Origin of the sequence: Alcaligenes faecalis (genome assembly GCF_002443155.1) — a bacterium.
Lineage (GTDB): Bacteria > Pseudomonadota > Gammaproteobacteria > Burkholderiales > Burkholderiaceae_B > Alcaligenes > Alcaligenes faecalis.
In genome coordinates this window covers 376,762-394,873 of record NZ_CP023667.1, presented here as the reverse complement: position 1 = coordinate 394,873, position 18,112 = coordinate 376,762, and the positions used below count along the sequence as shown (strand labels likewise).

The 18,112-nt window shown below is 55.7% G+C and carries 18 protein-coding genes and 1 tRNA gene; 3 read left to right on the top strand and 16 right to left on the bottom strand.

What is annotated here, in order from left to right:
• Positions 1-81 precede the first annotated feature (81 nt).
• Positions 82-723 carry a DsbA family protein gene (locus CPY64_RS01830; RefSeq protein ID WP_042483056.1) on the bottom strand — a complete coding sequence of 214 codons (642 nt, stop codon included), beginning with the start codon at positions 721-723 and terminating at the stop codon, positions 82-84.
• Between the two features lie 489 nt (positions 724-1,212).
• Between CPY64_RS01830 and CPY64_RS01825 the strand changes: the two genes are divergently transcribed.
• Positions 1,213-2,826, top strand: a complete 1,614-nt coding sequence (locus CPY64_RS01825) for an ABC-F family ATP-binding cassette domain-containing protein (protein ID WP_042483053.1) — start codon at positions 1,213-1,215, stop codon at positions 2,824-2,826.
• An 88-nt stretch (positions 2,827-2,914) separates the two neighbouring features.
• On the opposite strand, the gene CPY64_RS01820 is transcribed toward CPY64_RS01825, so the two are convergent.
• The 4 genes from CPY64_RS01820 to CPY64_RS01805 form a co-directional block, all read right to left on the bottom strand.
• Positions 2,915-3,691 carry an aminoglycoside adenylyltransferase domain-containing protein gene (locus CPY64_RS01820; RefSeq protein WP_042483050.1) on the bottom strand — a complete coding sequence of 259 codons (777 nt, stop codon included), beginning with the start codon at positions 3,689-3,691 and terminating at the stop codon, positions 2,915-2,917.
• A 107-nt stretch (positions 3,692-3,798) separates the two neighbouring features.
• Positions 3,799-4,683, bottom strand: a complete 885-nt coding sequence (locus tag CPY64_RS01815) for an EamA family transporter (RefSeq protein ID WP_042483045.1) — start codon at positions 4,681-4,683, stop codon at positions 3,799-3,801.
• Positions 4,684-4,734: 51 nt separating this feature from the next.
• Positions 4,735-6,642 carry an asparagine synthase (glutamine-hydrolyzing) gene (gene asnB / locus CPY64_RS01810; RefSeq protein ID WP_042483042.1) on the bottom strand — a complete coding sequence of 636 codons (1,908 nt, stop codon included), beginning with the start codon at positions 6,640-6,642 and terminating at the stop codon, positions 4,735-4,737.
• Between the two features lie 101 nt (positions 6,643-6,743).
• The gene (locus CPY64_RS01805) at positions 6,744-7,514 is read right to left on the bottom strand and encodes a crotonase/enoyl-CoA hydratase family protein (protein ID WP_042483039.1); all 771 of its coding nucleotides are present in this window, start codon (positions 7,512-7,514) and stop codon (positions 6,744-6,746) included.
• Positions 7,515-7,610: 96 nt separating this feature from the next.
• Here CPY64_RS01805 and CPY64_RS01800 point away from each other — a divergent pair, with 96 nt between their 5' ends.
• Positions 7,611-8,408: an AraC family transcriptional regulator gene (locus tag CPY64_RS01800; RefSeq protein ID WP_042483036.1), complete on the top strand. Its 798-nt coding sequence runs from the start codon at positions 7,611-7,613 to the stop codon at positions 8,406-8,408.
• Positions 8,409-8,444: 36 nt separating this feature from the next.
• Here CPY64_RS01800 and CPY64_RS01795 read toward each other — a convergent pair whose 3' ends face one another.
• The 11 genes from CPY64_RS01795 to CPY64_RS01745 all read right to left on the bottom strand — a co-directional run bounded on the left by CPY64_RS01795 (position 8,445) and on the right by CPY64_RS01745 (position 17,139).
• A complete protein-coding gene (locus CPY64_RS01795) occupies positions 8,445-8,762 on the bottom strand; it encodes a helix-turn-helix domain-containing protein (protein WP_042483033.1) in 318 nt (105 codons plus the stop codon).
• Complete coding sequence (locus CPY64_RS01790; protein WP_042483031.1) at positions 8,740-9,129, bottom strand: type II toxin-antitoxin system RelE/ParE family toxin; 390 nt, start codon at positions 9,127-9,129, stop codon at positions 8,740-8,742. The genes CPY64_RS01795 and CPY64_RS01790 overlap by 23 nt, the downstream gene beginning before the upstream one ends.
• A gap of 107 nt (positions 9,130-9,236) precedes the next feature.
• Positions 9,237-10,328, bottom strand: a complete 1,092-nt coding sequence (gene ychF, locus CPY64_RS01785; protein WP_009461081.1) for a redox-regulated ATPase YchF — start codon at positions 10,326-10,328, stop codon at positions 9,237-9,239.
• Positions 10,329-10,459: 131 nt separating this feature from the next.
• Positions 10,460-11,281 (bottom strand): CPBP family glutamic-type intramembrane protease, encoded by an 822-nt coding sequence (locus CPY64_RS01780; RefSeq protein ID WP_042483028.1) that lies wholly within the window; start codon positions 11,279-11,281, stop codon positions 10,460-10,462.
• A gap of 3 nt (positions 11,282-11,284) precedes the next feature.
• Positions 11,285-11,881 (bottom strand): aminoacyl-tRNA hydrolase, encoded by a 597-nt coding sequence (gene pth, locus CPY64_RS01775; protein ID WP_009461083.1) that lies wholly within the window; start codon positions 11,879-11,881, stop codon positions 11,285-11,287.
• 128 nt (positions 11,882-12,009) lie between these two features.
• Positions 12,010-12,609 (bottom strand): 50S ribosomal protein L25/general stress protein Ctc, encoded by a 600-nt coding sequence (locus tag CPY64_RS01770; RefSeq protein ID WP_042483025.1) that lies wholly within the window; start codon positions 12,607-12,609, stop codon positions 12,010-12,012.
• A gap of 95 nt (positions 12,610-12,704) precedes the next feature.
• A complete protein-coding gene (locus CPY64_RS01765; RefSeq protein WP_042483022.1) occupies positions 12,705-13,655 on the bottom strand; it encodes a ribose-phosphate pyrophosphokinase in 951 nt (316 codons plus the stop codon).
• A gap of 104 nt (positions 13,656-13,759) precedes the next feature.
• Positions 13,760-13,836 (bottom strand) — tRNA-Gln (locus tag CPY64_RS01760).
• Between the two features lie 5 nt (positions 13,837-13,841).
• Positions 13,842-14,780, bottom strand: coding sequence for a 4-(cytidine 5'-diphospho)-2-C-methyl-D-erythritol kinase (ispE, locus tag CPY64_RS01755; RefSeq protein WP_042483020.1), 939 nt, complete (start codon positions 14,778-14,780; stop codon positions 13,842-13,844).
• A gap of 20 nt (positions 14,781-14,800) precedes the next feature.
• Entirely contained in the window at positions 14,801-15,397 is a 597-nt protein-coding gene (locus CPY64_RS01750; protein ID WP_042483017.1) for an outer membrane lipoprotein LolB, read from the bottom strand.
• On the bottom strand, positions 15,394-17,139 hold the full coding sequence (locus CPY64_RS01745; RefSeq protein WP_223254095.1) for a tetratricopeptide repeat protein: 1,746 nt from the start codon (positions 17,137-17,139) through the stop codon (positions 15,394-15,396). The genes CPY64_RS01750 and CPY64_RS01745 overlap by 4 nt, the downstream gene beginning before the upstream one ends.
• 122 nt (positions 17,140-17,261) lie before the next feature.
• On the opposite strand from CPY64_RS01745, the gene mutM reads away from it, so the two are divergent.
• Entirely contained in the window at positions 17,262-18,089 is an 828-nt protein-coding gene (mutM, locus tag CPY64_RS01740) for a bifunctional DNA-formamidopyrimidine glycosylase/DNA-(apurinic or apyrimidinic site) lyase (protein WP_042483013.1), read from the top strand.
• Positions 18,090-18,112: the final 23 nt, after the last annotated feature.

Below are 18,112 nucleotides of genomic sequence, written 5' to 3'. Positions count from 1 at the left end.
GCTTGCAGTAAAAACCAATGCGGCATCCTGGCTGGGCCCGGATGCCGCAATTTCAATCTGCTTTATGTACCGAACTGCTAATCAGCCCAATAAGGAATCCAGTGTCTGATTCAGCGTTTCCAAAGGAGTACCAACCGCCGGTAGCTTTGTCACTTTTCGACCATCCACAAACAGCAAGGTCGGATAGGATTGCGCGCCCAAAGCCCGTGCCAGGGCAAAATCAGCCAAGGCTTGTTCCCGGCCTGAACCGTCAGCTAAATGGCGTCGCACAGCCTCTACGTCCAGGCCATTGGCAGCAGCAATTCCCAGGCAGACCTCCTGATCAGACAAACTGCGTCCGTTCAAGTAGAAAGCCTGCTGCAACTCGTGCACCCAATGAATGGCCTGCTCCGGATCTTGCGCTCGCAGCACCGCCAAGGCAGTCGCCGCATACAAAGAGTCCATAACCGTAGTCCCTTCCTCGGCCAAGGCTTTATAAGCAGCCCCAAACGTCACCCCCGTCATTTGCGCGATGCGCTCGTTGGATTCGGAAATATAAGGGTAGCGGGACATGGGCGCGGCCCGGTCACCCACGAACAAGCCACCCGAGACAGCGGTAAAAGGAATGCGATGCTTGTTGGCCGCCTCGAACTCGACCATGCGTTCGGCAAAACCCCAGCACCAACCGCAATACACATCCTGCACATACACAATCGAACGAGCGGGTAAATTGAATGTGTCCATGACATTCCTTCAAAATGGTGCGGCTTCCCGGATTGGGAGAGAACAGGCAGTCCTGGCTCTAGCCTCCAGACATGAAACGATACAGAGGATAAAAAGCCGAGGACTCCACTTTATTGAATAAACGTCAGGAAATAAACTTCATTTCCTACTGGGTGGCCATCTCTCGCGGCTCGGTATTTCAAGCGACCTGCAGCAGTACAGACCTCACCGCGCTGAAGCTTGTAAATCACGACCCCACAACCGTGAGACAAGCCCAGGCTTCTGAGCCCAAACCCGCTCCTGTGATGGAATCACACGACCTTCATCGCTTCCTTGAGAAGCCCAGCCGACTTTACCTTCCCGGCAAAATGCTTTTATAGTGTGGCTTCGATTCATTTCCCGTGAGGTATTCGTCCAATGCGCCACTAATGCCGCCGTCCCCTAGACGGCCAGTCTCCACCAGCCCCCACAACGCAGGGGGAGTTCTTGGCATTAATGGAAGCATCACGTATGACGAATCCTTATCTGACGCTGGAAGGCGTGTCCTATACCTTGCCGCAGGGCAAGACTCTGTTTTCCCAATTGAACGAAACCTTCGACTCGCGGCGCACCGGCCTGGTCGGACGTAATGGCGTGGGCAAAACCATTCTGGCTCAAATCCTGGCCGGGCAACTTCAGCCCAGCAGTGGCCGTTGCCTGCGCTCGGGCAAAGTCCATTATCTGGCGCAGCAAGTGGTGTCTGTCAGTGGCCTGCGCGTCGCTGATCTGGCGGGTGTAGGGCCCACGCTGGACGCACTGGCCCGGATTGAAGCCGGCAGTAGCGCCGTGGAAGACTTCAATCTGATCGAAGACCGTTGGGATATTCGGCAGCAATTGCAGGAAGCGCTGGAGCGCAATGGTTTAGGGCATCTGACTGCCGAGACACCTGCCGAAACATTAAGCGGCGGCCAGGCCATGCGGCTGTCGCTGATCAATGCCTTGCTGTCTCAGGCCGATTTCCTGATTCTGGATGAACCCAGCAACCACCTGGATCGCGACAACCGGCTTGCCCTGATTGAGCAGTTACGACACTGGCCCCACGGCCTGCTGGTCATCAGCCATGACCGCCAACTGCTGGACACGATGGAGCGCATTGTGGAGCTGTCTTCCCTGGGGCTGCGTAGCTATGGCGGTAATTACAGCCACTACGCCGAGCAGAAAGCCCTGGAGCAGCAAAACGCCCTGGACCAGCTGGAGCACCGCAAACTGGAACGTCAGCGTGCCGAAAGCACCATGCAAGAGCAACGCCAACGGCAAGAGCGTAGACAGGCACGCGGGAATCAACAGGGCAAGCAAGCCAATCAGGCCAAGATTCTGCTGGACAGGCAAAAGGGTCGCAGTGAAGCCACCACCGGCAAACTGCATCAGCAACACGTGACGGCCCAAAAGCAGTTGGCACAACGCGTACAGGAGGCAGCCGAGTTGATCGAGCAGGACACCGCTATCAATCTTCACGCCCTGCCCTTGATGCCGCTGACCCGCCAGCGCGTTGTGGAACTGGATGAGGTGAAGCTCCCCTATGTTCCGGCCAACCAAGCCCCGGTCACACTGCTGTTAAGCGGCCAGCAACGAGTAGGAGTCATAGGTCCGAACGGCTGCGGCAAATCCACGCTGCTCAAGGTCATTACAGGCCAATTGGAGCCCCTTGCTGGCCACTGCAAAGTAGTGCCACAACATGTTTATCTGGATCAGGGCTTGGCCGATCTGGATCCACAGCAAACCGTGCTGGAACAGATACAGGCCGTCAACCGCAAAAGCAGCGAGGGCGACTTGCGCATGCGTCTGGCTCAACTGGGCCTGGACGCCCAAAAAGTCACCGGCCCCAGCGGTGCCTTGAGCGGTGGCGAGCGCCTGAAAGCCGCCCTGGCCTGCGTGCTGTACGCGGATCCTCCGCCACAACTGCTGCTTCTGGATGAACCCAGCAACCACCTGGATCTGCCTTCAACCTTGGCCCTGGAAACCATGTTGAGCAGCTACCAGGGCACGCTGATGGTGGTGTCGCATGACGATGCTTTCATGAACAATCTTGGGCTGACGGAACGGCTGGAATTTAGTGAAGAAGGCTGGAGATTGCTAACTTGGTAGCGGCGCAAAACATAAGTGGCGCTCCCCCGCTATCTGAACGACAACCACTGATAGCGGTGGGTCCGAGGGCCAAATTCAGGGCGCACTTTTACAAAGCCTGCTTAATGTTCCCAAGTAGTGCCTGCGCCAAACACTCTGCTTCCTCGCCCCTTGTGTCCCAGCGATCAAACACCTCACCGACATACGCCAGACGCGCATATTCCAAAGTCTTGGCCAACTCCGCAGGCAGGCTGGGAATAGCCCACTCAGCCGCCTGTTCCTTAGTCACAAAGTCCCCATGAACACCTGTTCGCCACATGCGTGCCAAAGTCAGCAGAACATTGCGCTCGTCTCCACGCAGCCCTTCATACAAGGGCTCTACACCATCCCGCATCGCCTGGCGTATATGCTCAATCGGCGTGGCAAGAACATCTGCCAGCACATCCCTACCCCATAACAACTGCGCTTGCTGGCGGGCCTGGGCCAAGAGCAAGGTGTATTCCGGGTCCGCAGCGGCGTCGGACAAGTAGCCCTCCTTGAAGGCATCCCGCAGCCATTCGCCGTAGATAAACTCCACCTTGGCCGGATGCTCGTTGCATTGAAGATCAGCCAGACGACACACCACCAGCTCGATGCAACGCGGACCACCGGGCGTAGCCGGATGAGGGGCTGAAATAGACAATAAAGCCGCAATCAGATCCTGACGCTGTTCATCTGACAAAGGAGCATCAACGACCGCCAATATATCCAGATCACTTTGTGGCCGCAGTCCTCCTACCACAGCCGAGCCGTGCAGATAGAGAGCTTGCACATCAAGGCTCAGGATTTTTTGCACAAGCGCCAAGGCAGCTTGCAACTGGCTATTTGGATTTTCAGGATCCAGCATTCAACAAGGTCTCTTCAAAAGCAGTATTAGCGACACAAAACAAGCATAAGGACTGGCAGGGCTGCTTTCCTCAATGCAGCCCTGCCAGTCCCGAAGCCCCAAAACGCTTAACGCGTCGCTGGATAGGAAACCGGACGCACCGGCCCTTTATAAAGCCCAAAAGCCAGTCCCGCAATAATGGCACTGATAGACAGGGCCTCCACAAAGCTGACCTGCTCGCCCAATATCAGCATGGAGCTACCTAGGCCGAACACCGGAATCAACAACGACAAAGGTGCCACCGTGGAAACCGGATACAGCTTAAGCAAGGAATTCCAGCCCCAGTAAGAAAAGTGTGTCGCCAGATAGACCTGAAAAAGAATCGACATGATCGACATCAGGTTGATCGTCTCTGGCAAAGTGGTGAAAGGCTCACTCCCATGCAACCAGTACGAGACGATAAACAGAGGGATAGGCGGAAACAAGCTGGCCCACACCATGAACGAGAAAATCTCCTTCACGCCAGACAGCTTGATGATCACATTCCCGATACTCCAGGACAGGGCACTCAGCACGACCAGCACCAGCCCGAAGGTGGCATCCCCACCGCCTTGCGACAAGATGATCCCCACCAGCCCTACAAATGCGATCAAGGCTCCCAACAACTGCGTGGCTCGCAAGCGCTCCTTGAACATTAAGGCGCCCCAGCCCATGGTAAAGAAGGCGCTCAGCTGAATCAGCAGCGAGGCCACGCCCGGATGGACACCCACCTGAATGCCATAGTTGATAATCCCCCACATGCCCAGGCCAAAGATAAAGCCATAAATCACGACATAGCGGAATGGAATGTTCGGCTTGGGGATAAAGAACACAAGCGGCAAGGCCGCCAAGGTAAAACGTATCCCCGTCAGCAGAAAAGGCTCCATGGATAGCAGCCCCAGCTTGGTGATCGGGAAATTCACTCCCCAAACCAGAGTGACCAAAATCGCAAGAATCAGGTGTTTTTTTTGCATGTCCGACAGCTCCAGACAAGGCCGGGGGTTCAATTCCCCCGGCCTGCTCCACTAGTTGATTGAAAACCGCTTCTGCATCAGGCAAAGCCCCGCGATTTCCATCAACAAGTGATCAGCAGACAAGCGCTGCTCACTAGAAAGCGTGGGGATTTTCTTCAGGAAATTTCTGACTCGACCCGCATCAAAGAAAGGCACGCGATTCAGGAAATCGCTATGCAAGGTGTCGCTGACAAATTGATGTAGTCGGGACTGAGGCGCCAGGCTGGCCGGCGGTGCACGGAAGTACTGCTTTTTGCGCTCGTAGATTTCAGCAGGCAAATAAGGCCGCATTGCTTCACGCAAGGCGTACTTCTCGGTCTTGCCGCGCACCTTCATGGGCACAGACAGGCTGCACGCATATTCCACGACTCGGTGATCCAGCAGGGGCGGGCGTCCTTCCAGGCTACCTGCCATCTCCATACGGTCACCTAGCGAAGTCAGCACCACATTGGGCAGACTGGATTTGGCGACCATATACAAGGCACGATTCACGGGCGACCAAGCCGCAAAGGAGTGCGGTTGAAGGCGGTTGTAGAACTGACCGTAGGGATCGCGATAAGCATTCCTATCTATAAAGCCGGTGCTGTACAGACTGGCCAAAGGATCAAAAATCCCAGCCTGTCCGTCCAGCCAGGACACCCTGTGTCCCAACTCGCGGTTTACCCAGGCAGTACCCACCTCCTGGCTTTCCAGATAACGGCTGGAACCAGCCCCAATCTGCTGCAAGAGCTCGGAGACCACGGCCTGATCCTGCCCCTGGTTGTCGTACAAGACCATGTCCCGGCGACTGTAGGGATAACCGGCAAAGACCTCGTCAGCGCCCTCGCCCGTAATCACGGCCCGCATGCCATTGTTTTGCACGAACTTGCACAGCAAGTACTTGCCTACGCTGTGTGCATTGGTGAACGGCACTTCGGCATGCCAGAGCGCATGTTCATAATTGTCTGCAAGGTCGTTGGAGCTGACGCTAAGCACATTCATATGCGCCTGATTGTGCTGGGCGGCAATCTCGGCAAAGTGACGCTCGTCATAGCCCTCTTCACCTTCGAAGGAAAGGTGAAACGCCTGCAACCGCTGACCTTGCAATTGAGTGCACATGCCCAGCATGGCCGATGAATCCAGGCCGCCACTCAGACACACCCCGATGGGTACATCCGCATGCAGGCGCAGCTTGACGGACTCCTCGATCACCGCGCGCAAACCTTCAATCTGCTCTTGCTCGGAGCGGGCTTCCATGGCCTTGGCAGCGTCCGGGAAACTCCAATCCCAGTAGCTCTCGGTCTGGACTCCGCTTTGATCCACAATCAGCCAGGAGCCTGGTCGCACACTGCGGATTTTCTGAAACACCGTGCGATCGCGCAAAATGAAGTAGCGATTCGCATACGAGTCCTCATCCCACTGGGCAGGAACGCCGGCTGCCAACAAGGCCTTGATCTCGGACCCAAAGTACCAGCGGCCATTGTGCTCGGCGTAGTACAAGGGTTTGACACCAATCCGGTCCCGAATCGCGATCAGTTGACGACGTGCGCGGTCATACAAAAGAATCGAAAACTCGCCGCGCAGCTCTTTAAGAGCGCGCACACCATGACGCCGATACAAATGCAGCGCAATTTCGCTGTCTGAAGACGTCTTGAAGCGGCAGCCGCTATCTTCCAGCTCTTTGCGAATGCGCTTGTAGTCATAAAACTCACCGTTCACCATTAAGACCAAGTCGCCCTCGTCCGCGACGATAGGCTGGGTGCCATTGCCCAGGCCCACCAAACCCAGTCGTACATAACCAAAACCCACTTGCCCCATGGGATCAAACCAGGTGCTGGAACTATCTGGCCCGCGATGATGGATTTCACGCAAAGCCTGATCAAACATATTTCTGGGCAAGTCCGTAGGGACCGCAGAGAACACCCCGACATAACCACACATACAGATCTCCCTTACTGCTCATTTGTTTTTGACGCCAAGTCACAGCGATGGCTTAATTGGCGATTTAGTTGAGAAACTTCTACTTCTTGTCGATGCCGGGCTCAGCTCACCTTGTTCTTTTTCTTGTCCAGAAAGTCAGCCAGCCTGGCGCTGGTTGCCGGATCGGACTGAACAACGGCTGCAATCAAGGCCTCGGTCAGCAAACCGTCCTGCTGGCTTTGATCGGTGATACGCGGCAGTACATGAGTAATGGCGTAGTTCGTCATGGGCAGATTGGAGGCAATCGTCCTGGCCAGCTCCTTGGCCTTGCTCAAGGCCTCGCCAGCGGGGGTCAGGTATTGAGCAATACCTTTGGCAATGCTTTCTTCGGCATAGACGCTACGTCCCGTCAACATCATGTCCGTCATCAAGCTCAAACCTGCCAGACGCGGCAGGCGCACGGAGCCACCCACGCCGACGTAAAGACCACGCATGCCTTCAGGCAAAGAGAAAAATGCGGTTTCATCGACCACACGGATATGGCAGGCCGTGGCAATTTCCAGACCGCCACCAATGGCGGCACCCGACATCGCGGCTACCACGGGCGCCTTGCCGTACTGAATCAGCTCGAAGGTCTCGTGCCATTCGCGAAAGAAGTGCACGCAATCAATCACCGACTGATTACGCACTTCGCCCAGATCCAGCCCCGCACAAAAATGCTGGCTGGTGCTGTAGAGCACGGCGGCCCCGATATCGCTGCCTATGGTGGAGAAAACTCGGCGCAATTCATGCATCACAGCCAAGGACATGGCGTTGCGCTTTTCTGGCCGGTTCAAGCCCACTAGCAGCACCGCGCCTTCCCGCTGCACCGTTAAATACTCAAAATCTTCCATTCCCTCTTATCCCCAAGTAATGAATGTTTGCTGATCTTATGGGGACTACCAAATTCCCACCTTTAAAAGCGGGTCAGTTTTTGGCAAAATTGGGCCATGAGTATTTCTCTAAATGACTACCCTCTGGAAAACTCGAACTGGGATGTGGAAGTCAGCCTGCGCGCCTTCACATCAGGATCGATTTTTCCCAACCACGTGCACCAATGCGGGCAACTGGCTTATGCTGCGTCGGGGGTCCTGTCTATGTTCACGGAAAAAGGCAATTGGGTGGTGCCCAGCAAACGGGCGCTGTGGGTGCCACCGGGCGTGGCGCATGAAATGCACATGCGCGGCGATGTGACCATGGTGAATACCTATCTGACACCGCAAGCCATCGAGCAGGCACAATTGCCAGATGATTGCCAAGTGTTCGGTGTCTCGCCCTTACTACGGCACCTGTTCAGCGCGGCCATGGAACTGCCTGCCGAACGACCGGATTGCGGGCGTACTCATCACGTCATTGGTTTGCTGGTGGAAGAAATCCGGCTGATGCCCAGACTGGGCTTGAGTGCTCCTCTGCCCTCTGACGGCAGATTAGGAGCCGCATGCCAGCGCTTTCTGGATAATCCGACCCAGAATATCTCCACCGACGAAATGGCCGCCTGGGCCATGCTAAGCCGTCGCACCTTTACCCGCCGCTTCAAGGAGCATATGGGCATGACCTACCTGGCCTGGCGACAGCAAATGTGCCTGCTGGTGTCAATTACTCGTTTGGGGAATGGGGAGCCGATAACCCGAGTGGCCTCAGATCTAGGCTTTAGCAGCCCGAGCGCGTTTTCTACGATTTTTCGTCGTGCGTTGGGGCAGCCGCCCAGTCAGTATCTGGCAACTAGCAGGGAAACGCCGGTTTATTGAGCTGATGTGTTGCTTGAGCAAGCAGCGGGGAGATGATCAGGCGATTGCTTGAATGCCTTTCTTCTCGACCACCGTCAACAGGCGCAAAGCGGGGCCACCCGGTTTTTTGACTCCACGCTCCCAGTCGGAAACCAGGTTTTTACTGACATTCAAATAGAGTGCAAACACAGGCTGCGAAAGATGCTCACGTTCACGCAAAGCACGGATACGCTCAGGCGGCATAGGCAGGACTGGCGTTAAACAAGACTCATCAAACTCACGCATGGTCTGTTTGTCGATAGCGCCAACTTCTTGCAAGGCCTGCATCGTTTCATGGATTGCGGCGTAAGCTTCACTTCGATATTTTTTTGTCATTATCATGTACCTCCGTAAATTGCCCCATGCTGATCAGCTGGGCCAAATGGGCTTCTGACAAACCCAACACATAAGTGGCAGCCTTCTTGAACGCCGCTTCTTCATCCGCATCAATATTGGCGCGATCACTTTTAGCAAAACCATATACAAAGAAAGCACGCTCGTTTGTACGGTAGAGAATAATGGTCCGAAACCCACCCGCCTTGCCCTGACCACTACGGGCCACACGCTGCTTGACCAAGCCCCCGCCTAGATCTGCATCGACAAGCCCACGCTCGGCTCGTGTTATCGCATCCAAAAGCGCCAGATCCGCAATGCCCTGTTTGCGGGCGAACCGCTCGAACCATGCATTTTTGAAAACCCTCACCACAGCCTCAAGCGTAATTTATAACACTAAGTGTTATAGATAATAGCAGAAAAATGGCAGGTGCCTGATATCAGGCACCTGCCACATCTACAACACTTGCAAGAAGCTTAGACGTTGAACAGGAAGTTCAGCACGTCACCATCTTTCACGACATATTCCTTACCTTCAGCGCGCATCTTGCCGGCTTCCTTGGCGCCTTGCTCACCTTTGCAAGCCACAAAGTCATCAAAAGCGATGGTCTGTGCACGGATGAAGCCGCGCTCGAAGTCGGTGTGGATCACGCCAGCGGCTTGAGGGGCGGTGTCGCCCACGCGGATGGTCCAGGCACGGACTTCTTTGACGCCTGCGGTGAAGTAGGTTTGCAGGCCCAGCAGGCTGTAGGCGGCGCGAATCACACGGTTCAGACCAGGCTCTTCCATGCCCAGATCGGACAAGAACTCAATCTTGTCAGCGTCGTCCAGTTCAGCGATTTCGGCTTCTACAGCGGCACATACGGCAACAACAGGAGCGCCATCAGCGGCAGCATAGTTCTGCACGGCTTCTAGGTGTGGGTTGTTGGTGAAACCGTCTTCTTTCACGTTGGCCACGTACATAGTGGGCTTGGCGGTGATGAAGCCGTAAGACTTGATCTGGTGCAGCTCGTCCTCGTCCAGCTTCAGCGAACGCACGGACTTGCCTTCGCCCAGCGCTTTTTCGATACGCTCCAGCAAGGCCACCAGTTTGGCAGCATCTTTATCGCCCGAACGAGCCAGCTTCTGATTGCGGTGCACGGCTTTTTCAACCACGCCCAAATCAGCCAGCGCCAATTCGGTGTTGATGATTTCGATGTCAGCCAGGGGGTCCACTTTACCGGCAACGTGAATCACGTTGTCATCGGCAAAACAGCGCACCACGTGCACGGTGGCGTCGGTTTCACGGATATTGGCCAGGAACTGGTTACCCAGGCCTTCGCCTTTGGAAGCACCTGCGACCAGACCGGCGATGTCCACAAATTCCACCACGGCAGGCAAAATGCGCTCGGGGTTCACGATCTTGGCCAGATCTTGCAAACGCTGGTCAGGAACTTCGACCACACCGACGTTCGGTTCGATGGTGCAGAAGGGGTAGTTTTCAGCCGCAATGCCGGCTTTGGTCAGAGCGTTGAACAGAGTGGATTTACCAACGTTGGGCAAGCCAACGATGCCGCATTGCAGTGCCATGAGTATCCTGAAAATCAAAGAGTTATATAAACGATGCGCTATTGTAGCGCCCTTGGGCGCTACAAAGCCCGCAGACGGGTCAGAACAGTCGTGCCGGGGACACAGGCTAGCGCCTTGAAACGCGGGCTTGCCTAGACAGGAATGCCGTCAAACAGCTTGAGCAGGCCAATAATCAGCAAGACCGGGCCACCATTGAAGATGGCATGCAGCACGATCGAGGCACCCATGCCTCGACGCACTCGCAGCCAGGCCAGCACCAGCCCTGTCAGACATTGGGGCAGCACCAGCATGGGAAGCAAATACCAGCTCATGCTGTTGAGCTGAAAGTTATACAAATGCAGCGCACCAAAGGCCAGCGTTGCACCATAAAACACCCAGGGAAAGAAACGCCAATAGCGTCGCATGGATGAAAAGCGCCACGCCCTTCCCTGCAAGGCGCCCACCAGCTTGCGCCACCAGCTGCTGCCTGCAGGTAAAGCCTCGCGTGGCATGCCGGTATAACGGCTTATCCAGATAGCCAGGCACAAGACCAGCAAGCCTTGTATCAACCACCAGCCTGGTCCCTGAAACATCAGGAACACCGCCAGCGGAACAACCGTCAGCCATTGTGACGGCCGTCTCAGCACGAAACGAAAGACCAACTCTTCCACAATGGGTGCCCAAATAATGGCTTGCACCCAAGGAATACGTGTCGGGTCCAGACGATGCTGCGCACCACCCACACCCGCTACCGAGACCGCGATCGGACCCAGTACCAGCGCATTAATCAGCCAAAGCATGCCCGCCCATTGCAGCAGACGCTTCCAGGGCAAGGGAGCAAACCAGTCCAGATACCAGCCATCACCCTGGACTCTGCCAGGCAAACGCCGGGCGCTGCGAGGGTGACGCAGAAAATAAAAGAAGTCTTTAAGCTCGTCCCGGAAACGCATCTGGCTGCTTGGCGCTGGCTTCATGTATCAAGCCTTCTGGGGCGCGTAAAGCTGGCGGGTCGCCTGCTCAAAGTCGCCACGCAGCAAAGCAGGCATCATGACGCGGCAACGGTTCATGCCGTCCTCGATCTCGCGCAGCTCTTCATTGCGAGGGGTATGCAGCACAAAGTTCACCACTTGCTGGGCCAGGCCCAAGGTGCGAGGGTGACCAATGCCCAGGCGCAAGCGCCAGAAATCCGGTGTCCCAAAGGCGGACTGGATGTCGCGCAGGCCGTTATGCCCAGCGTGCCCACCCCCTTTTTTCATCTTCACCTGACCGGGCAGCAAATCCAGTTCGTCATGCAGGACCAGCACCTGTTCGGGCTTGAGCTTGTAGAAACGCATCAAGGCACCGGCGGCTTGCCCGGACTTGTTCATGAAGGTAATGGGTTTGGCGATGATGACGTTTTCACCTTCGAAACGCGCTTTGGCCACCCAGGAGAAAAAGGACTTTTCCAGGTTGAACGTTGCATGCAGATCATCGGCCAACTGGTCTGCCAACCAAAAGCCCGCATTGTGGCGGGTGGTTTCGTACTCAGGGCCAGGATTCCCCAGGCCAACAATCAAACGGATAGGCTCAGACATGAATGTTTTCGCAGAAAGCGCCTGCTCCGGTAAAGGCGCAGGCACAAATAACAAACCCCCGCCAGCATACGCTGACAGGGGTTGATTCGCCAAGCTGCGAGCCGACCGAAGCCGGCTGGCAATCTTGATTACTCGGCGCTTTCTTCTGTTGCTTCCGAAGCAGCAGCACCACCGCCAACTGGCAAAGCAGCAGCCAGCAGAGGGTTGGTGTCGTTGCCAGCGTAAGTCACGCCACGTGGCAGCTTAATGCTGTCCAGGTGCACGTTGGCGTTGGCAGTCATGCCGCTCAGGTCCACAGTGATGGACGCAGGCAGGTTGGCTGGCAAGCAGGTGATTTCCAGCTCGGTCAGGATGTGGCTGATAACTTGGCTGCTCAGCTTGACGGCTGGGGACACATCGCCACCTTCAAAGTTCAGAGGAACTTTGGTGGTGATGGCTTGCGAAGCCAGAACGCGTTGGAAGTCAACGTGCAGAACTTGCTGCTTGTAGGGGTGCCACTGAACCGAGCGCAACAGCACTTTTTCAGCTTTACCGTCCAGTTCCATCGTCAGGATGGAAGCGTGGAAGGCTTCTTTGCGCAGGTTGTGGTAAGTCTCGTTATGATCCAGAGAGATCACGACGGGCTGTTCTTCGCCACCGTAAACAATAGCAGGAACTCGGCCAGCGTGACGCAGGCGGCGGCTCGCACTCGTACCTTGTACATCACGCGACGTAGCGGTGAATTTCATGGAAAACTCCAATTTGCAGGGTCATGGACCACTGCGAAAAAACGGTAGTTGCCTACCTAGTTGACGTGCGCCGCGACCAGCGCACGCTAAAAAACTTAGTCAGTGAACAAGGAGCTGACGGACTCCGCGTTCGAGATACGCAAGATGGTCTCGCCCAACAGCGCTGCACAGGACAGCTGGCGAATCTTGCTGCACTCGCGGGCCTTGGCGGACAAAGGAATGGTGTCCGTGACAACCAGCTCGTTCAACTGGGAATGCGTAATACGTTCAATGGCCTCGCCCGAGAGCACAGGGTGGGTACAGTAGGCGTAAACCGCCTTGGCACCGCGCTCTTTCAGAGCTTCAGCCGCCTTGCACAGCGTGCCGGCCGTATCCACCATGTCGTCCATCAGGATGCAGGTGCGTCCGTTGACGTCACCAATGATGTTCATGACTTCGGATACGTTGGCACGTGGGCGACGCTTGTCGATAATGGCCAGATCCACTTCCAGTTGCTTGGCCAATGCACGTGCGCGCACCACACCGCCGATGTCAGGCGAGACAACCACCATGTCCTGGTAGTTACAGCGCCAGATATCGCCCAGCAAAATGGGGGAAGCGTAGATATTGTCGACAGGGATATCGAAGAAACCCTGGATTTGGTCAGCGTGCAGATCCATCATCATGACGCGATCAACACCGACCACTTGCAGCATATTGGCCACGACCTTGGCAGAGATCGACACGCGCGCCGAACGGGGACGTCGATCCTGACGGGCATAACCGAAATAAGGGATGGCAGCGGTGATGCGACCGGCCGAAGCGCGGCGCAAGGCATCGACCATCACCATGATTTCCATCAGATTGTCGTTGGTGGGAGCGCAGGTGGGCTGCAGAACGAAAACATCGCGACCGCGTACGTTTTCATTGATTTCAACCATGGCCTCCCCGTCGGAGAAGCGACCCACCGTCATCTTCCCCAGCGACATATCAAGGTGGTTGACGACATCGACAGCAAGGCGAGGATTAGCCGTGCCGGTGAAGATCATGAATCGGTCTTGTGCCATGATGGGAGATAGATTTTGATGCAGGAAAAGCAAAGCTGTTGATCGGGACCTCGTTAAGGTAACGACTCAACAGCTTTACATTATCGCAGGCTAGGCCTGAAAGGTGGCTGGGGAAGAAGGATTCGAACCTTCGCATGCTGGAATCAAAATCCAGTGCCTTAACCAGCTTGGCGATTCCCCAAATACTTACTTAATCCAATAGCGTAGCGGATGATCTTGCAATCCAGAACAAACCCAAGTTTGTTCGACCAGCAATTTACCACTATTTGATTCTTCGCTACCAGAAAAATCTATTTTACTGCTATTTCGGTCAATTTCAAACTGACCTGTCTTGGCACTTTGCTTGTCTCTGCACTCAACAAACAAACAAGAACCTGAGCCTGTCATTCTAGCATTTAATTTTAAACTTTGCAAACCCTGTTTCAAAACTTTTAAATCAGGATAAAGATTAAATGCTACTGATTCCAGGTTGTTTCTGCCAAAGTAAGGATTGTTGTCCTTGGCTTGCCAGAATTTTTCTTGCCAATCAATAAAGAACGTTATTGTGATGGGTTTCTCATCGCGTGTCAAGCATTCGGAGCTAAATATTTTCCCCGTGGATATAAATTGCGGCGGACGGATGATGATGTAGTCCCGGGGCGGCATCTGAATGGCTTGCAGTTGTTCCCCTACCCCTTGCGCAAATGCAGCCTGTCCGAATACAAAAACCGGCACATCGGCACCCAGGGGCAAGCCAATGTCCATCAAGGCCTGACGGCTCAGGCCCAGGTTCCACAAACGGTTCAAGGCAATCAAGGTGGTGGCCGCATCGCTGGAGCCACCGCCCATCCCCGCTCCCGAAGGAATGTTCTTGATACAAGAGATATCCACGCCTTGGCGGGTGCCCGTCGCTTGTTGCAGGGCACGAGCGGCTTTGATCACCAGATCCTGTTCAGGCTCCACATCGCTCAAGGTACTGTGTACCCGACGGATCTGTCCGTCGCTACGTGGAACGAAACTCAGGTAATCATTCAGATCCACAAAGCGGAAGGCGGTTTGCAGAAAATGGTAGCCGTCGTCACGACGACCCGTGACGTGTAAAAACAGATTGATCTTGGCCGGAGCCGGGACGTTGTAGAGCGCCATTACACAAACCTGCTCGGACTTTACTGGTCCACAACCAAGCGCACGCTGATGGAGCGGTTGGCTTCATGACGATTCAATTGCAGCAGGCGCGGACCTTGTTCGTCGTAACGCGACAGCGTCACACGCCAGCCGGACTGCTCGAAACCGCTCAGTTTTTGCTGATCGTCCCTGCGTTCACTTTGAACGGGGGCACTGCCCGTGCGGCCATGCAGCCAGTCACGCAAGCCCGCCACAGGAACAGGGCTGCCCAGGACCTTCTCAACCAGCGCATCCGGATGGGTCGCTACTTCCTGACTGCCATCCGTGCGCTCCAGCAGGGCCTGACCTGGCAGCACCCAGACGCGTGCCAAGGTATTGCCCAAAGGATTGCTCAGGTCCAGCATCAGTTTGCGACCATCATCACGCCAGGAAAAGCCCCCCTGCACCGCTTCAACCTGCGAACTGGAGTGAGTCACACTCAGCGCAAAGCGGCCGGAACGAGACAAAGAGCTCGCTGCCTGAGTCGCATCGGTGGCGCTGCCTGTTTCAGGTTTGGGAGGGGTCGCACAAGCGCTTAACAAAGCAATCAGGGCCAAGGCCCCTGCTCGGATCCAGACCCGCTGTTTCAAGATACTCACGGCAGCGGTACTCCCAGACGCTTGATGGTTTCTTTCAAAGTTCGGTTTTCAGCATCTTTGCTCAGGCCGGCCCGAAATACCAGCATGGCATCATCGCGACGGCCTTTTACCCAAAGCACCTCGCCCAAATGGGCAGCAACATCCGCTTCAGGCAGGCGCTCGTAGGAACGTTGCAAATACTCCAGCGCAGCTTGCAGATCGCCTACACGGAACAAATACCAACCTACGCTATCCAGAATATAAGGATTGTCTGGCTCCAGCTCCATGGCGCGTTCCAGCAAATCCTGAGCCTCGTCCATACGGCGATTCTGATCCGCATAGGTGTAGCCCAAGGCGTTATACGCATTGGCATGATCCGGGCGCAGCTCGATCACACGACGCATCAAGGTTTCAAACTTGTCATGCTTGGCGCGTTGCTCGTACAGCATGGCCAGGTTGTATTTGATCTCGGCACTGTCGGGCAACTCACGATCAGCGCGCTCCAGCACTTCCAGCGCCTGGTCGGTACGACCGCTATCCTGATAGATAGAGGAGTACGTCAAGGCCACGACAACCTGCTCACTCATGTCGCGTGGACGGGAGTTCTCCAGGGTATGACGTGCTTGTGGGAGATTGCCTTGGCGGGCCTGCAGCACGGCTTTATGAATCTGGGCCTGGAAACGCAGGGCAGGCTCTTCAATCAAGTCCAGCTGGCGAATAGCTTCGTTCATGTCGCCCTGCGCTTCGGCGATTTGCACCAAAGACAAGCGGGCTTCAGAAATACTGGCCAAGGCGGTGTTGACCGCATCATTCAGAGACTGACGGCGCTGCTGCTGAACCGCAATATATTGCTCCAGCAGTTTGCGGGCCTGATCAAACTCCTTGGCGCGAATATGGATTTCAGCCTGGGTATACAGCAGATCAAAATCCTCGGGATTCGCTCGCTGCAAGGCGCCGACAATAGCCTGGGCCTCATCAAACTGCTGACGTTCCACCAGGCGGTTGGCCAGCAACAGTTGCAGCTTGCGACTGTCCGGGTTGTCTCGTACAAACGCGCGGGCACTTTGCAAGGCAGCCGAAGGATCAACCTTGATGCCGTATTCCAGCACGCGTTGTGCGGCGGCTTCGGAATGCGGATCCAGTTTCAGGGCTTCGCGCGCTTCGCGCTCGGCCCGGTTAATGTCCCCGGCGCTCCAGGCCGTGTCAGCCAAAGCCAAGCGAGCAATAGGCAAGGAACGCACGGGCTGCTGCAAAGCCTTGTCCAGCACTTCCAATGCCAAACGCCGATCCACCATTTTGCTGACCATGCTCATGGCCTGCACCACGGCCTGCTCTTTATCCTGGGCGCGAGAGATACGCAGCCACAAGGCATCGGCCAAGCCTTCGGTCTGACCGCTGGAGGCTTCCAGAGCCAAAGCGGTCGCCTTGGCTTCAGGATCATTGGGGGCCAGCAAGGCCCATTCTTTGGCGGCACGCAAGGCACGACCTAAATCACGGTCGGCCATCGCATATTGAAAGGCATTTTGAGCCAGCCGAGGATCGCTGGTGTCACGCGCCAAAGACAGAAAGGTCTGACTGGCAACATCATATTCACCACGCGTTGCGGCGATTTCAGCAACCAGAATACGATACAGAATATCCGGGGTCAGGCCGACCAGAGGCAATTGCCCACTACGCAAACGGATGGTGTCTGCAGGCGGCTCCGCCTTGAGTATGGGAAGAGATGGTTGTGCTTGCACCGAAACCGCTGCAAGCAACGACATCAGGCCCAGCTTTAGTGCTAAGGTCAGAGCATTCATCCAGAAAAACCCGTGCCCTGATACGCGCGACAAAACGCCCGATGGCACAATAAAGGAATCAGATTTGTTGATGGTATCACCCCCCCATGCCTGAACTGCCAGAAGTTGAAACAACTCGTCGCGGAATTGCGACGGTTATCCAGGGAAAAAATGTCCGACAATTCCTGGTTCACGAGCCCCGTTTGCGCTGGCCCGTGCCTGCCTCCTTGCCGCAATGGATTGAAGGCCAGGCCGTCCAGAATTGCACGCGTCGAGGCAAATACTTGTTGTTGCATTTTGAACAAGGTGTCCAGATCATCCATTTAGGAATGTCCGGCTCCTTGCGTCGTGTGGATCTGGATGAAGAACGCCGCAAGCATGATCATGCGGAATGGATCTTTGATGAGGCCCGCTTCCTGCTGCACGACCCACGACGATTTGGTGCGATATTATGGCACGCCCATAAGGACGGCCCTCTGGAAAACCACCTTTTGCTACGTACTTTAGGTGTAGAGCCTTTCGATCCCTTGTTCACCCCCGAGTATCTGCACCGACACCTGCAAGGGCGGCGCGTCGCCATCAAACAGGCCCTGCTGGGCGGCAAGATTGTGGTGGGAGTCGGCAATATCTACGCTTCCGAATCCTTGTTCCTGGCCGGTATTCACCCCGAACTGCCCGCCGGTGAAGTTTCCTTGCATCGCTGCGAAAAACTGCACTCGGCCATCCTGAGCACCTTGCAATCCGCCCTGGACTCCGGGGGCAGCACCTTGCGCGATTACGTCAATGCCAGTGGTGAACCGGGCGCGTACTTCGACATTCACGCCAATGTGTATGAGCGTGCCGGCAAACCCTGCCCACGCTGTCAACAGCCTATCAAACGAATCGTCCAAGGCCAGCGCGCGACCTATTACTGCTCGCGCTGCCAGCGCCGCTAAGCCCCCGCCCCCTTCTTTTTGAC

What these genes read in the sequence shown, in the direction of transcription:
- CPY64_RS01830 (WP_042483056.1), bottom strand. Translation starts at nt 723, where the DNA reads ATGGACACATTCAATTTACCCGCTCGTTCGATTGTGTATGTGCAGGAT.
- CPY64_RS01825 (WP_042483053.1), top strand. Translation starts at nt 1,213, where the DNA reads ATGACGAATCCTTATCTGACGCTGGAAGGCGTGTCCTATACCTTGCCG.
- CPY64_RS01820 (WP_042483050.1), bottom strand. Translation starts at nt 3,691, where the DNA reads ATGCTGGATCCTGAAAATCCAAATAGCCAGTTGCAAGCTGCCTTGGCG.
- CPY64_RS01815 (WP_042483045.1), bottom strand. Translation starts at nt 4,683, where the DNA reads ATGCAAAAAAAACACCTGATTCTTGCGATTTTGGTCACTCTGGTTTGG.
- asnB (WP_042483042.1), bottom strand. Translation starts at nt 6,642, where the DNA reads ATGTGTGGTTATGTCGGGGTGTTCTCTGCGGTCCCTACGGACTTGCCC.
- CPY64_RS01805 (WP_042483039.1), bottom strand. Translation starts at nt 7,514, where the DNA reads ATGGAAGATTTTGAGTATTTAACGGTGCAGCGGGAAGGCGCGGTGCTG.
- CPY64_RS01800 (WP_042483036.1), top strand. Translation starts at nt 7,611, where the DNA reads ATGAGTATTTCTCTAAATGACTACCCTCTGGAAAACTCGAACTGGGAT.
- CPY64_RS01795 (WP_042483033.1), bottom strand. Translation starts at nt 8,762, where the DNA reads ATGACAAAAAAATATCGAAGTGAAGCTTACGCCGCAATCCATGAAACG.
- ychF (WP_009461081.1), bottom strand. Translation starts at nt 10,328, where the DNA reads ATGGCACTGCAATGCGGCATCGTTGGCTTGCCCAACGTTGGTAAATCC.
- CPY64_RS01780 (WP_042483028.1), bottom strand. Translation starts at nt 11,281, where the DNA reads ATGAAGCCAGCGCCAAGCAGCCAGATGCGTTTCCGGGACGAGCTTAAA.
- pth (WP_009461083.1), bottom strand. Translation starts at nt 11,881, where the DNA reads ATGTCTGAGCCTATCCGTTTGATTGTTGGCCTGGGGAATCCTGGCCCT.
- CPY64_RS01770 (WP_042483025.1), bottom strand. Translation starts at nt 12,609, where the DNA reads ATGAAATTCACCGCTACGTCGCGTGATGTACAAGGTACGAGTGCGAGC.
- CPY64_RS01765 (WP_042483022.1), bottom strand. Translation starts at nt 13,655, where the DNA reads ATGGCACAAGACCGATTCATGATCTTCACCGGCACGGCTAATCCTCGC.
- ispE (WP_042483020.1), bottom strand. Translation starts at nt 14,780, where the DNA reads ATGGCGCTCTACAACGTCCCGGCTCCGGCCAAGATCAATCTGTTTTTA.
- CPY64_RS01745 (WP_223254095.1), bottom strand. Translation starts at nt 17,139, where the DNA reads ATGTCGTTGCTTGCAGCGGTTTCGGTGCAAGCACAACCATCTCTTCCC.
- mutM (WP_042483013.1), top strand. Translation starts at nt 17,262, where the DNA reads ATGCCTGAACTGCCAGAAGTTGAAACAACTCGTCGCGGAATTGCGACG.